Source organism: Kitasatospora sp. NPDC098663, from assembly GCF_044760075.1.
Lineage (GTDB): Bacteria > Actinomycetota > Actinomycetes > Streptomycetales > Streptomycetaceae > Kitasatospora.
Genome location: NZ_JBIWAP010000006.1, coordinates 60,114 through 74,621, shown reverse-complemented (window position 1 = coordinate 74,621; position 14,508 = coordinate 60,114). Strand labels below are relative to the sequence as shown.

At 74.2% G+C, this 14,508-nt stretch carries 13 protein-coding genes; 3 read left to right on the top strand and 10 right to left on the bottom strand.

Annotation, left to right across the window (positions count from 1 at the left end; all coding sequences use genetic code 11):
- Positions 1 to 2: 2 nt before the first annotated feature.
- Positions 3 to 1,751 (bottom strand): ABC transporter substrate-binding protein, encoded by a 1,749-nt coding sequence (locus ACIQVZ_RS08385; RefSeq protein WP_402448151.1) that lies wholly within the window; start codon positions 1,749 to 1,751, stop codon positions 3 to 5.
- Between the two features lie 214 nt (positions 1,752 to 1,965).
- Between ACIQVZ_RS08385 and ACIQVZ_RS08380 the strand changes: the two genes are divergently transcribed.
- Entirely contained in the window at positions 1,966 to 3,432 is a 1,467-nt protein-coding gene (locus ACIQVZ_RS08380; RefSeq protein ID WP_402448149.1) for an aminopeptidase P family protein, read from the top strand.
- Positions 3,433 to 3,449: 17 nt separating this feature from the next.
- On the opposite strand, the gene ACIQVZ_RS08375 is transcribed toward ACIQVZ_RS08380, so the two are convergent.
- From ACIQVZ_RS08375 to ACIQVZ_RS08365, 3 genes are all read right to left on the bottom strand, one after another.
- The gene (locus ACIQVZ_RS08375) at positions 3,450 to 4,469 is read right to left on the bottom strand and encodes a nitronate monooxygenase (protein WP_402448147.1); all 1,020 of its coding nucleotides are present in this window, start codon (positions 4,467 to 4,469) and stop codon (positions 3,450 to 3,452) included.
- Positions 4,470 to 4,523: 54 nt separating this feature from the next.
- Complete coding sequence (locus ACIQVZ_RS08370) at positions 4,524 to 5,189, bottom strand: response regulator transcription factor (protein ID WP_402448145.1); 666 nt, start codon at positions 5,187 to 5,189, stop codon at positions 4,524 to 4,526.
- Between the two features lie 86 nt (positions 5,190 to 5,275).
- Positions 5,276 to 6,472, bottom strand: a complete 1,197-nt coding sequence (locus ACIQVZ_RS08365) for a sensor histidine kinase (RefSeq protein ID WP_402448143.1) — start codon at positions 6,470 to 6,472, stop codon at positions 5,276 to 5,278.
- 164 nt (positions 6,473 to 6,636) lie between these two features.
- Between ACIQVZ_RS08365 and ACIQVZ_RS08360 the strand changes: the two genes are divergently transcribed.
- Both ACIQVZ_RS08360 and ACIQVZ_RS08355 read left to right on the top strand, forming a co-directional pair.
- Positions 6,637 to 7,713 carry an ABC transporter permease gene (locus tag ACIQVZ_RS08360; RefSeq protein WP_402448141.1) on the top strand — a complete coding sequence of 359 codons (1,077 nt, stop codon included), beginning with the start codon at positions 6,637 to 6,639 and terminating at the stop codon, positions 7,711 to 7,713.
- Entirely contained in the window at positions 7,710 to 8,390 is a 681-nt protein-coding gene (locus tag ACIQVZ_RS08355) for an ABC transporter ATP-binding protein (protein ID WP_402448140.1), read from the top strand. Before ACIQVZ_RS08360 ends, ACIQVZ_RS08355 begins: the two co-directional genes overlap by 4 nt.
- 1 nt (position 8,391) lies before the next feature.
- Here the strand turns inward: ACIQVZ_RS08355 and ACIQVZ_RS08350 are convergent, their stop codons facing one another.
- The 6 genes from ACIQVZ_RS08350 to ACIQVZ_RS08325 all read right to left on the bottom strand — a co-directional run bounded on the left by ACIQVZ_RS08350 (position 8,392) and on the right by ACIQVZ_RS08325 (position 14,414).
- The gene (locus tag ACIQVZ_RS08350) at positions 8,392 to 8,988 is read right to left on the bottom strand and encodes a Uma2 family endonuclease (protein ID WP_402448139.1); all 597 of its coding nucleotides are present in this window, start codon (positions 8,986 to 8,988) and stop codon (positions 8,392 to 8,394) included.
- A 100-nt stretch (positions 8,989 to 9,088) separates the two neighbouring features.
- Positions 9,089 to 9,799: a GntR family transcriptional regulator gene (locus tag ACIQVZ_RS08345; RefSeq protein WP_402448137.1), complete on the bottom strand. Its 711-nt coding sequence runs from the start codon at positions 9,797 to 9,799 to the stop codon at positions 9,089 to 9,091.
- Positions 9,800 to 9,926: 127 nt separating this feature from the next.
- Positions 9,927 to 10,847, bottom strand: coding sequence for an ornithine cyclodeaminase family protein (locus ACIQVZ_RS08340; RefSeq protein ID WP_402448136.1), 921 nt, complete (start codon positions 10,845 to 10,847; stop codon positions 9,927 to 9,929).
- 68 nt (positions 10,848 to 10,915) lie between these two features.
- A complete protein-coding gene (locus ACIQVZ_RS08335; protein WP_350877975.1) occupies positions 10,916 to 11,944 on the bottom strand; it encodes a proline racemase family protein in 1,029 nt (342 codons plus the stop codon).
- Positions 11,944 to 13,314: an aldehyde dehydrogenase family protein gene (locus ACIQVZ_RS08330; RefSeq protein ID WP_402448407.1), complete on the bottom strand. Its 1,371-nt coding sequence runs from the start codon at positions 13,312 to 13,314 to the stop codon at positions 11,944 to 11,946. The genes ACIQVZ_RS08335 and ACIQVZ_RS08330 overlap by 1 nt, the downstream gene beginning before the upstream one ends.
- A gap of 95 nt (positions 13,315 to 13,409) precedes the next feature.
- Complete coding sequence (locus tag ACIQVZ_RS08325; RefSeq protein ID WP_402448134.1) at positions 13,410 to 14,414, bottom strand: proline racemase family protein; 1,005 nt, start codon at positions 14,412 to 14,414, stop codon at positions 13,410 to 13,412.
- Positions 14,415 to 14,508: the final 94 nt, after the last annotated feature.

The following is a 14,508-nucleotide window of genomic DNA, read 5'->3' as shown; positions in this document are numbered from 1 at the left end:
CCTCACTTGCCCTTGGCGGGGTCCTTGAGGCCGACCGTGGCCAGGTCGATCATCCCGGCGAAGCCCGCGTTGCCGAACGCGCCGGCCACGTTGGTGCCCACCAGCAGCGGGCGGCGCTCCCACAGCAGCGGGACGGCCGGGGCCTTCTTCATCAGGTCCTGGTCCAGTTGCTGCCAGGCCTTGCCGGCCTCGTCGACGTCGGTCATGGCCGCGATCTGGTCCATCCGGTCCATCGTGGCCTGGTCCTTGAACTGGCTGTAGTTACCCTGGTTGCCCTTCTCCTTGATGGTGCGGCCGTCGAAGAGGAACGGCAGGAAGGTCGCGCCGGAGGGGTAGTCGGGGCACCAGCCGTTGAGGGTCAGCTCGGGGGCGTTCTTGGTGTCGCCGATGGTGTCGGCGAAGGCGGACGGGTCCGTGGTGTTGACGGTGACCTGGACGCCGGCCTTGGCCAGCGACTGCTGGATCGCCTCGGCACGGGTCTTGTCGCCGAGCGAGACGGTGAGCGAGACCTTGAGGTCGGTCTTGCCCGCGTCCTTGAGCATCGCCTTGGCCTTCTCCGGGTCACCGGCCACCGGGATCTTCAGCGGGTCGGACTTGACGCCGCCGGTCAGCGACGGCGGCAGGTAGGAGGTTGCCGCGTCGGTCACCGCTGGACCGCCGAAGGCCGTCACCTGCGCCTCGCGGTCGACCGCCCACATCATCGCCTCGCGCACCTTCGGGTCGTCGAAGGGGGCCTTGGCGGTGTTCAGGTAGAGCATGTCGGTACAGCCGGTCTGCTCGGCGACCATGCGGGACTTGACGTCCGCCTTGGGCAGCACCTTGGCGACGGTCTCGTGCTGCATCCAGGGCATGTTGATGGCGTTGGCGTCGGCGCCGTCGCTGGCGATGATCCGGTCGTCGGCCTGGCCGCCCTTGATGCCCTGGGTGACCACGATCCGGTCCGGGTAGGCCTTGCGGACGGTGTCGGTGGCCTGGTCCCAGCTGTCGTTGCGGACCAGCACCAGTTGCTTGCCGCGGTCGTAGGTCTCGATCTTGTACGGGCCGGAGGAGAACGGCCGGGCGTCGTACTGGGTGCCCTTCTCCTTGGCCTGCGGCACCGGGGAGAAGGTCGGCAGGGTGACGGTGTCCGAGAACTCGGCGACCGGGCGCTTCAGGTGGAAGACGATGGTCTTGTCGTCGGGGGTCTCGATGCTCGCCAGGTGCTCGCCGTTCAGCGGGCCCTTGTAGCTCTCGCCGCCGGCCAGGTACTGGGCCGCGTAGTCGGGGCCACCGGTGAGGTCCGGGGAGAAGGACCGCTCGACGTTGTACTTGATGTCGGCGGACTTGATCGGCGTGCCGTCCTCGTACTTGAGGCCGTCCTTCAGGGTGAAGGTCCACACCTTGCCGCCCTCGCTGGACTTGCCCAGGTCGGTGGCGAGGTCCGGGACGATCTCGCTGCCGGCCGCGCCCGGCTCGGACTTGAAGGTGGTCAGGGTGCGGTAGATCAACCGGGTGCCGAAGTCCATGTGCGGCACCACCCAGTTGCGGGCCGGGTCGAGGTGGGCGAAGTCCTGGTTGGACAGGACGGTGAGGGTGCCGCCCTTGACCGGGGTGCCACCGACGATCGACCCGGACTCCGCCCCCGGGCCCTTGGTGCTGCCCGCCGCCGCGTCGGCGCCGCTGTCGCTCTTGTCGTTCTTGCAGGCCCCGAGGCCGAGGGTGAGGGTCGCCGCGAGGGCCGCCGCGAGGGCGGCGTGGGTGCGCCTGGTCATGTGCAACTCCGCTGTGGGGGGCCTGCCGTGAAGCCCGTGGTCCGCCCCGGGAGGTGATCCGGGACCCGACCGGGAGGAGACCTTCGAGATCTGGCCGCTCCGCGGTGTGACCCGTAACATAGTAATGTGAAATTGCACTGCACAAGAGGTGACGCCCCCCGTTACCGAGCTGTGTCCGGGCCACACCACCCCCGCACCTCCTAGGAGTTCACCGGTGACCCTCCGCCAGACCGGCCTCAACACCGGGAGCCACGACCTCCCCGTCTCCCCCGCCCTCGACGCCTTCATGGGCACCCGCTGGGCCGCCACCCCCCTCCCCGCCGACCAGCGCGTTCCCGGCCGCGACCGCCTCCCCGGCCGCCACGCCCGCCTCTCCGCCGCCTTCCCCGGCGAGCGGCTGATCGTCCCCGCCGGCCGGCTCAAGGTCCGCTGCAACGACCTCGACCACCGCTTCCGCCCGCACAGCGCCTACGCCTGGCTCACCGGCCTCACCGGCGAGGACCAGGCCGACCACGTCCTCGTCCTCGAACCGACCGGCCCGCACGGCCACGAGCCGGTCCTGTACCTGCGCCCCCGCTCCCCCCGCGGGGGGCACGCCAACGGCACCGAGTTCTACCGCGACCGCCGCTACGGCGAGTTCTGGGTCGGCCGCCGCCCCGACCTCGCCGAAGCCGCCGCACTCACCGGACTGCGCACCGAACACCTCGACGACCTCGACAAACTCCTCACCGGCCCCCAGCCGCCCACCCGCGTCCTCGCCGGCACCGACCCCCTCGTCGACGAGAGCACCGGACGCCCCGGCGCCCACACCGCGCGGGACGGCGAACTCGCCGCCGTCCTCGCCGAATTGCGCCTGGTCAAGGACACCTGGGAGATCGGCCAGCTGCAACTCGCCGTCGACCACACCGTCACCGGCTTCCAGGACGTCGTCCGCGCCCTGCCCACCGCCCTGCGCCACCCCCGCGGCGAACGCTGGATCGAGGGCGTCTTCGACCTGCGCGCCCGCGCCGAAGGCAACGGCACCAGCTACACCACCATCGCCGCCTCCGGCGCCCACGCCTGCGTCCTGCACTGGATCCGCAACGACGGCGCCCTCGACCCGAACTCCCTGCTCCTGCTGGACGCCGGCGTCGAAACCGACACCCTCTACGCCGCCGACATCACCCGCACCCTCCCGCTCAGCGGCACCTTCACCCCCGTCCAGCGGCAGGCCTACGACCTCGTCCTCGCCGCCCAGAGCGCCGGCATCGCCGCGCTGCGCCCCGGCGCCCGCTTCCGCGACTTCCACCACGCCGCCATGCGGGTCATCGCCGAAGGCCTCGCCGACTGGGGCGTCCTGCGCATCCCCGCCGAGCAGTCCCTCGCCGAGGACAACGGCCTCCACCGCCGCTACACCCTCTGCGGCAGCGGCCACATGCTCGGCCTCGACTACCACGACTGCGCCAGGGCCCGCGCCGACCGTTACCTCGACGGCACCCTGGAAGCCGGCATGGTCCTCACCGTCGAGCCCGGCCTCTACCTCCAGCCCGACGACGAAACCCTCCCCCTCGAACTCCGCGGCCTCGGCATCCGCATCGAGGACGACCTCGTCATCACCCCCGACGGCGCCCACCTCATGTCCCACGCCCTCCCCCGCACCGCCCCCGCCATCGAATCCTGGATGGCCGACCTCCTCGGCTGAGCCCGGGGAGCGGTTGCTCACACCGCCCGTGCCGCCGCCCACAGCTCCGCGATCAGGTCCGCCGCCGGGCCCGTGCGGGCGAGGTGGTGGGCGGTGCCGGCCCAGAGGTGCATGGACCGGAGGTCGGCGCGGCGGGTCGCGGCGGCGCGCAGCGGCTGGGTGAGGTGGTGCACCTCGGGGTAGGCGGGCGGGGCGTACGGGCCGTGGCGGTCGATGAAGGCGTTGCGCAGGCCGCGGGCCGGGCGGCCGGTGAAGGCCCGGGTGACGGCCGTCTCCGGGAGTTCGGTGAGCGCCGCCCGGTGCGCGGCCGAGGTGCCGGCCTCGTCGGCGCGCAGCAGGGCCGTCCCCAGCTGCACCGCCGCCGCGCCGGCCCGCAGCGCCGCCGCGACCGCCGGGCCGTCGCCCAGCCCGCCGGCCGCGATCAGCGGCAGCGCCGTCACCGCCCGGACGGCGGGCAGCAGCTCCAGCAGCGGGACGTCGCCGGGCTCGTCCCCGATCCGGTGGGTGGCGCGGTGCCCGCCGGCCTCCGGGCCCTGCACGCACAGCGCGTCCATCCCGACCGCCTCCGCCGCCCGCGCCTCCGCGGGCGTGGTGACGGTGCCGACCTGGAACGACCCGGCCGCGCGGACCGCCGCCGCCTCCTGCGGTGTCGGCAGGCCGAAGGTGTACGAGACCACCGGGACCGGGTCGGCCAGCAGCACGGCGAGCTTGGCCTCCCAGTCGTCCCGGTCCGGCCCGATCTCCTCGGGCAGCGCCACGCCCCACCGCTCGGCCTCGGGCCGCAGCCGCTCCCGGTAGGCGGCGACGGCCGCCGGATCGCCGGGCGGGGCCGGGACGAACAGGTTCACGCCGAACGGCCCACCGGTCGACTCCCTGACCAGCGCGACCTGTTCGGCCATCGCGGCGGCGCTCCGGTACCCGGCGGCGAGGAACCCCAGCCCGCCGGCCCGGTTCACCGCCGCCACCAGCTCCGGGGTGGACGCCCCGCCCGCCATCGGCGCGCCGATCACCGGCACGGAAAGTTCATCGAGACGCACGGCCACCGGGGTCCTCCACTCCGGGAAACGGTTCGGACCGGGCCCACCCTACGCTCAGCGGATCAGCCCCCGCCCGCGCGCCGCCCGCACCGCCGCCGTCCGCGAGTCCACCGCCAACTTGGTGTAGACGTGCACCAGATGGGACTTCACCGTGGCCTGGCTCAGGTGCAGCCGCTGACTGATCTGCTGGTTGGTCAGCCCGTCCGCGACCAGCCCCAGCACCTCGGTCTCCCGCGCGCTGAGCGCCGCCGCCGGCGTCCGCATCCGTTCCAGCAGCCGGTCGGCGACGCTCGGCGCCAGCGCCGAGCGGCCCGCGGCGGCCGCCCGGACGGCCTGGGCCAGTTCCTCCGGCGGGGCGTCCTTGAGCAGGTAGCCGGTGGCGCCGGCCTCCAGGGCGGGCAGGGTGTCGGCGTCGGTTTCGTAGGTGGTGACGACGAGGACCCGGGGCGCACCCGGCCGGGCGGTGATCGCGGCGGTCGCCTGCGCGCCGTTCATGGCCGAGCCGGGCCCGAACTGGAGGTCCATCAGCACCACGTCGACCCCGCCCGCCGCGGCCAGTTCGACGGCCCGTTCGGCGGTCGCGGCCTCGGCGGCGATGGTGAAGTCCGGCTCGCCCTCCAGAACGGCCCGCAGCCCCGCCCGCACCACCGGGTGGTCGTCCGCCAGCAGCAGCCGGATCACCGCGCCGCTCCCGCTCCCGCCGTCACTCCGCTCGTTCACGCCCTGCCCTCCCTCGTTCCGCCCGATCACACCCCGCCCGCCTTCGCCCCGCCGGCCGTCGCCCCGCCCGCCGTCACTGCGCCCGTTCACGCCCCGCCCTCCGTCACCGGCAGCTGCACCGCGAGCGCCGTGCCCCCGCCGGGCGCCGACTCCACCGTGAAGGTGCCGCCGAGCGCCCGCGCCCGGGCCCGCATCGACGGCAGCCCGAACCCGCCGTCCCCTCCGCTGCGCCCGGCGACCGCCGCCGGGTCGAAGCCGGCCCCGTCGTCGAACACGTCCAGCGCCACCTCGCCCTCCATGTAGCTGAGCGTCACCTCGGCGTGCGAGGCGTGCGCGTGCCGGACGGTGTTGCCGAGCGCGGACTGCGCGATCCGCAGCAGCGCGACCTCCTGCGGCACCGGCAGCCGTACCGGGTCCCCGGAGACGTGCAGTTTCACCGGCAGGCCGCTGTGCGCCGCCGTGGTGGCGCACAGCCGTTCCAGCGCGACCGGCAGCGGGTCGCCGTCGAGCGCGGGCGGGGTGAGCGCGCGGACGAACCGCCGGGCCTCGTCCAGGTTGTCCTGGGCTGCCTGCCGGGCCTGCTCGACGTACCCGGAGGCGGCCTCGGTGCGTTCCGGCAGGGCCCGCTGGGCGGCCCGCAGCAGCAGCTGGATGGAGCTGAGGCTCTGCGCGAGGGTGTCGTGGATCTCCCGGGCGAGGCGCTCGCGTTCGGCGAGCACCCCGGCGGTGTGGTGGGCGGCCGCGGCGTCGGCGCGGGCGGCGGTGAGTTCGTCGATCAGCCGGCGGCGCTCCTCGCTCTCCCGGTACAGCGCCTGGTAGCCGAGCACGGTGGCGGTGGCGACGGCCGCGCCGAGCGCGGGTCCGATCGCGGCGGGCAGGCTGAAGGTGTGCTGGTGCCAGGACCAGGCGGCGATGGCGGTGGCGGCGGTCAGCCCGACGGCGGTGAGGCCGCCGCGCCGCCCGAGCAGGTGCAGTTCCAGGAAGTACAGCGGGAACGCCAGCCACACCCCGTCCTGGGTGGCGATCAGCACGCCCACCCAGGTGACGCCGAGCAGCGCCAGCCACAGCGCGGCGGCCCGGCGCGAGCGGCGGACGGCGGCCAGCCGGGGGCCGACGGCGTACACGGCGGCCATCGCGGTGGCCGCGGCGGCGACGGGCAGTGGGTCGCCGCGGCCGACGACGGCGCGGGCGACGGCCAGGGCGAGCAGACCCGCCACGAGCAGGTGCAGGCAGACCTGGAGGACGCGGGCGACGGGGGTGGTGCGGGATCGTTCGGTCGCCATCCGTCCAGCCTAGGTTCCGGACCGGGCCCCGGCATCAATCAAAAGGTTGAACTCCGCTTCTGCCCTTTGATGCCGAGGATGCAATCCGCGGTGCGATGCCCGCGGGGCCCCTTCTCCGGGACGGTGGAAGCGTCGGAAGCACTCGTTCAGCAGGAAGGCCCACCGTGTTCGTCGCCTGGAGGGATCTGGGGTTCGCCAAGGGGCGGTTCGCCCTGATGGGGACCGTCATCGTGCTGATCACCGTACTGGTCGGTCTGCTGTCCGGACTGACCGCCGGACTCGGCCGGCAGAACATCTCCGCGATCACCGGCCTGCCCGCCGACCACCTGGTGTTCGGCGAGCCCGCCGACGGGCAGAAGCTCTCCTTCACCGACTCCCAGGTCACCCCCGAGCAGTGGCAGGCCTGGGCGGCCGAGCCGGGCGTCACCTCCGCCCAACCGCTGGGCATCACCACCACCAAGGCCGCCGCCGGCACCCGCACCACCGCGCTGTCCGCCTTCGGCGTCCCGGACGGCTCCGCGCTGGCCCCGCAGGGCGCCCGGATCGCCCCCGGCCAGGCCGTCCTGTCGAAGACCGCCGCCGAGAACCTGGGCGACCTCGCCCCCGGCGCCGACTTCACCCTGGCCGGCCACCGCCTCCGGGTCGCGGCCGTCGACGGCGACGCCGCGTACAGCCACACCCCGGTGATCTGGACCAGCCTCGCCGACTGGCAGCAGGCCGCCCCCGGCGGCACCGGCCACGCGACCGTCATCGCGCTCACCACCGCCAAGGGCGCCGACCTGCACGGCGCCGACGCCCGCCACGGCACCGAGACCCGCACCCGCGACGACGCCCTCGCCGCGATCGGCTCCTACACCTCCGAGAACGGCTCGCTCCAGCTGATGCGCGGCTTCCTGTTCGCCATCTCGGCCCTGGTGATCGGCGCCTTCTTCACCGTCTGGACGATCCAGCGCAGCGGCGACGTCGCGGTGCTCAAGGCCCTCGGCGCCTCCACCCGCTACCTGCTGCGCGACGCCCTCGGCCAGGCCGTCCTGCTGCTGGTGCTCGGCACCGCCGCCGGCACCGCGCTCGCCCTGGGCGCCGGCGCGCTGATCGGCTCCGCCGTCCCCTTCGTCCTCGACGCGCCGACCCTGCTGCTGCCCGCCGCCGTCATGATCGCGCTCGGCGCGGTCGGCGCCGCCCTGTCCATCCGCCGGATCACCTCCGTCGACCCGCTGACCGCCCTGGGGAGTGCCCGATGAGCCTGACCCTCGACCGCATCACCCTCACCTACCCGGACGGCGACGGCCGGCTCACGGCGCTGGACGACGTGTCGCTGACCGTCCCCAAGGGCTCGATCACGGCCGTCGTCGGCCCGTCCGGCTCCGGCAAGTCCAGCCTGCTGGCGGTCGCCGCCACCCTGATCAGCCCGGACTCCGGCCGGGTCGTGCTGGACGGCACCGACACCAGCGGACTCGGCCGCGCCGAACTCACCGCCCTGCGCCGCACCCGGATCGGCATCGTCTTCCAGCAGGCCAACCTGCTGCCCTCGCTCACCGCCGTCGAACAGCTCCAGGTGATGGCCCACCTGGACGGCCGCTCCCCGAGCACCGCCCTCCCCCGGGCCCTGGACCTGCTGGCCGCCGTCGGCCTGCGCGACCAGGCCGCCCGCCGCCCGCACCAGCTCTCCGGCGGTCAGCGCCAGCGCGTCAACATCGCCCGCGCGCTGATGAACGACCCCACCGTCCTACTGATCGACGAACCCACCAGCGCCCTCGACCACGAACGCGGCGCCGCCGTACTCGACCTCATCACCGACCTCACCCACCGCCGCGCCACCGCCACCGTCCTGGTCACCCACGACCGCACCCATCTGACGGCCGTCGACCGGATCGCCGAAGTCCACGACGGCCGCCTGACCGTCCCGGCAGCGGCCTGAGCTACTTCTTCGCCGCCAGCACGTCGTCCACCGAGAGCGTCACCGACGCCCCGATCGACTCCGGCAGGGTGAACGACTGCCCCGGGTGGTGGACGGCGTGCACGCGGTACTCGCCGTCCTGCGGGTCGGTGAGCACCATCACCCGCTGGTTCGTCCGGTCCACGATCACGTAGACGGGTACTCCGGCGGCGGCGTAGACGAAGGGCTTTCTCTTCAGGTCGTCACTGAGGTTGGACGACGTGACCTCCACCACGAGACGGAAGACCGCCGGGTCGTAACAGTTGTACTCGATCAAGTGGTCATCGATGTCGGCATCGACGATCGCCAGGTCGGGAACGGCGTAGTCCGACGGCCCATCCGGCAGCCAGATGCCAACGCCCTGAATGACGTCGACCTCGTCCCCGTCGAGGCCGGCCGCGAACAGCACACGCATGAGGCGGCTCAGCGACTTGCCGTGCGAAGCGTTCGGCGGCGGCGTCACGGTGATCTGGCTCCCGACGATCTCGACCCGGTGCCCGGCGAACTGGCTGGAGATCAGCTCGGCGGCTTCGAGCAGCGTCGGCTGCCCCATGGGTTCTTCCACTGCTGCGGCGGACATGGATTTCCTCCTGGCTGCCGATGTCGAGAACATCATCGTAGGACGCAAGCACCTTCCGACGCCCAGTCCCCAGTCTTCACCCGAACGGATGGTTTAGCCCCTACCGCGCCCGCAGCTTCAGCGCCGGGCGGGCCTCCTCCGCCGCCTCGTCCTGCCCCGCCCACAGCGAGCGGACATGGCTGAGGTGGCGGGTCATGCAGGCCTCGGCCGCCTCGGCGTCGCCGGCCAGCATGAGGTCGAGCAGTTCCAGGTGCTCCTCCGCCGAGGAGGTCAGCTCGCCGCGCTCGTCGAGCCGGTTGAGGCCGTACAGCCGCGAGCGCTTCCGCAGGTCGCTGACGACGTCGACCAGCCGGGCGTTGCCGGCCAGCCCCAGCAGGTCCAGGTGGAACTGCCGGTCGGCCTCCAGGTACCCGATGAGGTCGTGCTTGCGCGCGGCCGCGACGATCTCCTCGGCCTGCGGACGCAGCCGCTCCAGCTGCTCCCTGGTCGCCGTCCGCGTCACCCGGCCGACGGTGGGGACCTCGATCAGGGCGCGGATCTCGGTGTAGTCGTCGAGGTCACGCTCGGTGAGCTCGGTGACCCGGAAGCCCTTGTTGCGGACGGCCTCGACGAGGCCTTCGCGGGCGAGGTCGAGCATGGCCTCGCGGACGGGGGTGGCGGAGACGCCGAAGTCGGCGGCGAGCGCGGGTGCGGAGTAGACGACGCCGGGGCGCAGTTCGCCGGAGATCAGGGCCGCCCGGAGCGCGTGGGCGACCTGGTCGCGAAGCCGCTCCTGTACGGAGATCAGGGTGCGGGGTTTGAGGTCGGCCATGGTGTTCCTCCGGGTGGGTGCAGAACACCAGCGTACAATGTCACGTTACGTTGAGTGCGCAACATTTCGCGATTCGGACACCTGCCCTCCGGCCGCGCCGACCCTGGCAGCCGGGAGTGCCCGGCGCCTACCCCTGCCGGTAGACCTCCGCCGCGACCGCCAGGTCCTCCCATGCCATGCCGACGCTCTTGAAGAACCGCGGCCGCCCATCCGGCACCAGCGCGTCGCCGCGCACCAGCTCGGCCAGGTTCCACAGCTGCCGGCCGGCCACGCCCGCCATGATCAGGTCGCCGGCCTCGCGCGCGGCCACCGTCCGCGCCTCCACGTACAGTTCGGACCGCCCGACCAGTACCTCGTCCACCTCCCGCGCGTCCGGCTCGTGCGAGCCGACGGCCGCGACGGCGGCGTGCGCGGGCACCAGGGCGCCGTCGAACAGCGGCGTGCGCGCGGTGGTGCAGCAGACCACCAGGTCCGCTTCGGCGACGGCCTCCGGCCCGCCGACCCCGGCCGCCAGCCCGAGGCCGCGCCCGTACGCGGCGAGGGCCCCGGCCCGGCCGGCGTCCCGTGCCACCACGGTGAGCCTGGTCAGCGGCCGGACGGCCAGCAGGGCGTCCAGGTGCCCGTACGCCTGCGGCCCGGAGCCGAACAGCACCAGGTGTTCGGCGTCCGGCGCGGCCAGCCGGCGCAGCGCGACGGCGGTGACGGCGGGCGTGCGCAGCGCGGTGAGCGCGGCGCCGTCGAGCAGGGCGAGCGGCTGCAGGGTGGGCCCGTCGAGCAACAGGTAGCTGCCGGTGATCCGGGGCAGCCCCCGGCCGGGGTTGGCGGGCGCGACCCCGGCGATCTTCACCCCGGCGTACGGGCCGGCGGCGGCCGGCATCATCAGCAGTTCGCCGGCCGGGACGGGGACGGCCGAGCGGGCCGGTGCGGGCTCCGGGTCGAACCCGTCGAGCAGCACCCGCTCGATCGCCGCCACCGCGGCCGCGGGCCCGACCCCGCCGACGCCCGGCACGGCGTACTGGAGCGGCTCAGCCGCCGTACCGGGCGGCACAGGAGGCGGCACATGAGACGACGCATGAGGCCGCGCAGAAGGGTCCACGGGCGGGTTCGCGGGAGCCGTCACAGCAGGAACCCCGCGCCCAGCTCGTCGTCCGGTTCCAGGACGAACGCGTGCTCGCCGGTGCGGTGCGCGCTGCCGGTGACCTCGGTGACGACGCCGCCGTCCAGCGGGTCGCCGCCGGGCAGGACGCGGCCGGTGAAGACCGTCCCGATGACGGACTCGTGCCGCAGTTCCTCCCCCGGCGCGAGCCGGCCCTCGGCGGCGAGGACGGCCAGCCGGGCGGAGGTCCCGGAGCCGCAGGGCGAGCGGTCGATCTGCCCGTCCGCGAAGACGGTGACGTTCCGTTGGTTCAACACGCCGTCCTCCGAGACGAGTTCGTCGAACAGGATGACCCCGTACACCCCCGACAGCAGCGGGTCGCTCGGGTGCGCCACCGCCGCCGCACCGGCCAGCAGCTCCCTGATCTCCCGCCCGGCGGCGGTCAGTTCGGGCAGCTGCGCGGGCTCGACCGCGAGGCCGAGGGCGGCCGCCGGCACGGAGGCGTAGCAGGCGCCCGCGTGCGCCACCGCGACCTCCACGGTGCCCCGTGAAGTGGCCAACGGCAACTTCAGAGCGGCGACCCGGGTGGGCACGTTGCGGAAGGTCACGCCGGTGGTCCGCCCGCCGGCCCGGTGCACCAGCGCGGTGACCCGGCCGGACGGCACGTCGATCCGCACCCGGGCCACGCCGTCGGCGGGGGCCGCGACCCGTCCGGAGTCCACCGCCCAGGCACCGAGCGCGATGGTGCCGTGCCCACAGGCCGTCGAGTAGCCGTCCTTGTGCCAGAACAGCACCCCGAAGTGCGCCTCGTCGTCGTCCGGCGGCACCAGGAACCCGCCGTACATCCCGGCGTGGCCGCGCGGTTCACGGCTGAGCAGCTGCCGGGCGTCGTCCAGCGCGCTCGGCCGGGGCGCGGTCGCGCTGCCGCCGGCGCCGAGTGCGATGGCCCGCCGTTCGGCGACGCTGTCGCCGGGGATCGCGGGCACGCCGTCCAGCACGATCCGGAACGGCTCACCGGCCGCGTGGTAGTCGACGGTGCGGACGAGCATCACGCGCCCCCGCCCGGCAGCAGGCTGACGGTGCGGCTGACGGTGTAGAAGTCCAGCGCCGCCTGGCCCTGTTCGCGCTCGCCGTGGGCGGCGCCCTTGGCGCCGCCGAACGGCAGGTGGAAGTCGACGCCGCTGGACGGCGCATTGACCCGGATCATGCCCGCGTCCAGCCGGTCGGCGGCGGCGAGCGCCACGTCCAGGCTGCGGGTGTGCACGGAGGTGGAGAGGCTGTGCGGGGTGTCGTTGGCGAGCGCGATCGCCTCGTCGAGGTCGGCTGCGGCGTGCAGCAGCGCGATCGGGCCGAAGAACTCCTCGCGGGCCAGCGGGTGTTCGGCCGGCACGTCGGTGAGCAGGGCGGGTTCGAGGTACCAGCCGTCCCGCTCGGGCGCCCGGCCGCCGGTGAGCAGGGTGGCCCCGGCGGCGACGGCCGAGTCGACGGCGGCCGTCAGCCGGTCCCGGGCGGCGGCGTTGATGACCGGCCCGCAGGCCGCGTCGTCGACCAGTTCCAGCGCCTTGACCAGGGCGTCGCGCAGCGGCTCGTACGCGGCGCCGACCGCGATCACCCGGCTGGTGGCGGTGCACTTCTGCCCCGCGTACCCGGCGATGGCGGCGGCGAGGTGGGCGGCGGCCTGCGCGAGGTCGGCGTCCGGCAGCACCAGCGCGGCGTTCAGCCCGCCGAGTTCGGCCTGCACCGGGACGCCGCGCTCGGTGGCGGCCCGCACCACGGCCCGGCCGACGCCGGTCGAGCCGGTGAAGGAGATCACGTCGGCCGTGTCGACCAGCGCCGCGCCCTCCTCGGCGCCGCCCGGCAGCACGGTGAACACGTCCTCGGGCAGCCCGGCCCCGGCGGCCAGTTCGGCCAGCCGCAGCGCGCAGGCGGTCGCCTCGGGCGCCGGCTTGAGCACCGCGGTGTTGCCGACCGCCAGCGCCGGCGCGGCCTTCCAGGTGGGGATCGCCAGCGGGAAGTTCCACGGCGCGATCAGCCCGGCGACGCCGTACGGGCGGCGCCGGGTGAGCAGCAGCCCGGGCCCGGCGGCGGTCTCGTGCACCGCCCCGGACGGCGCGAACGGCGCCTGCGCGTAGTAGCGCCAGATCGCCGCGGTGCGGGCGACTTCGCCGCGCGCCTCGGCGAGCGGCTTGCCGACCTCGCGCACGATCAGCCCGGCCAGTTCGTCCGCGTGCGCCTCGACCGCTTCGGCGACCCGGCCGAGCACCGCGGACCGGGCGCCCGCGCCGGCCGCGAGCCAGCCGGGCTGGGCGGCCCGGGCCCGGGCGACGGCGGCCCGGACGGCTTCGGCGCCGGGTTCCTCGACGGCGACGACGAGGTCCGCGGGGTCGGCGGGGTTGTACGAGGTGATGGTCACGACCAGCAGCCCTTCGAAGGTGGTTCAGCGGACGTCTGAGCGGGCCCCTCCCGCGAGGCCGGCTCCTCTTTCAAAACAGCTTCGGACAGCTTCGAACCGCTCTACAGCAGGAACCCGGCCGGGAACGGGTCACGCGGGTCGAGGAAGTACTGGGCGGTGCCGGTGACCCAGGCCCGCCCGGTGACGGTGGGCACCACGGCGGGCCGCCCGGCCACCTCGGTCTCCTCGACCAGGCGCCCGATGAAGGTCGTCCCGATGAAGGAGTCGTTGCGGAAGTCGCGCCCCAGCGGCAGTTCGCCGCGCGCGTGCAGCTGCGCCATCCGGGCCGAGGTGCCGGTGCCGCAGGGCGAGCGGTCGAACCAGCCGGGGTGGATGGCCATCGCGTGCCGGGAGTGCTCGGCGGTGGAGCCGGGGGCGAGCAGCTGGACGTGGTGGCAGCCGTGGATGGACGGGTCCTCCGGGTGCACCGGGCGGTCGGGGCTCGCGTTGATGGCGGCCATCAGGGCCAGTCCGGCCTCCAGGATGTCCTGCTTGCGCTCGCGCTCGAAGGGCAGCCCGAACTCGGCGAGCGGCAGGACGGCGTAGAAGTTGCCGCCGTACGCCAGGTCGTAGCCGATCGTGCCGTACCCGGGCACCTCGATCTTGGCGTCCAGGGCGGCCGAGTAGGACGGCACGTTGCGGATGGTCACGGCGGTGGCGGCGCCGTCCTCGACCCGCACCTCGGCGATCACCAGCCCGGCGGGCGTGTCCAGCCGCACCGTGGTGACCGGTTCGACCACCGGTACCATGCCGGTCTCGACCAGCACGGTGGCGACGCCGATGGTGCCGTGGCCGCACATCGGCAGCAGGCCGGAGACCTCGATGTAGAGCACGCCGAAGTCGGCGTCCGGCCGGGTCGGCGGCTGGAGGATGGCGCCGCTCATCGCCGCGTGGCCGCGCGGCTCGTACATCAGCAGGGTGCGGAAGTGGTCCAGGTGCTGCTGGAAGTGCGCCCGGCGCTCGGCCATGGTGGCGCCGGGGATGACGCCGAAGCCGCCGGTGATGACCCGGGTCGGCATGCCCTCGGTGTGCGAGTCGACGGCGTGGAACACGTGACGGCTGCGCATGGCTCTGACGACTCCCGTCGGAGTGGGCGTACGGAGGAGCTGACCGTACGCGGGATCGGGTGGGATCGGGTGGGATCGGGTGGGATCGGGTGGG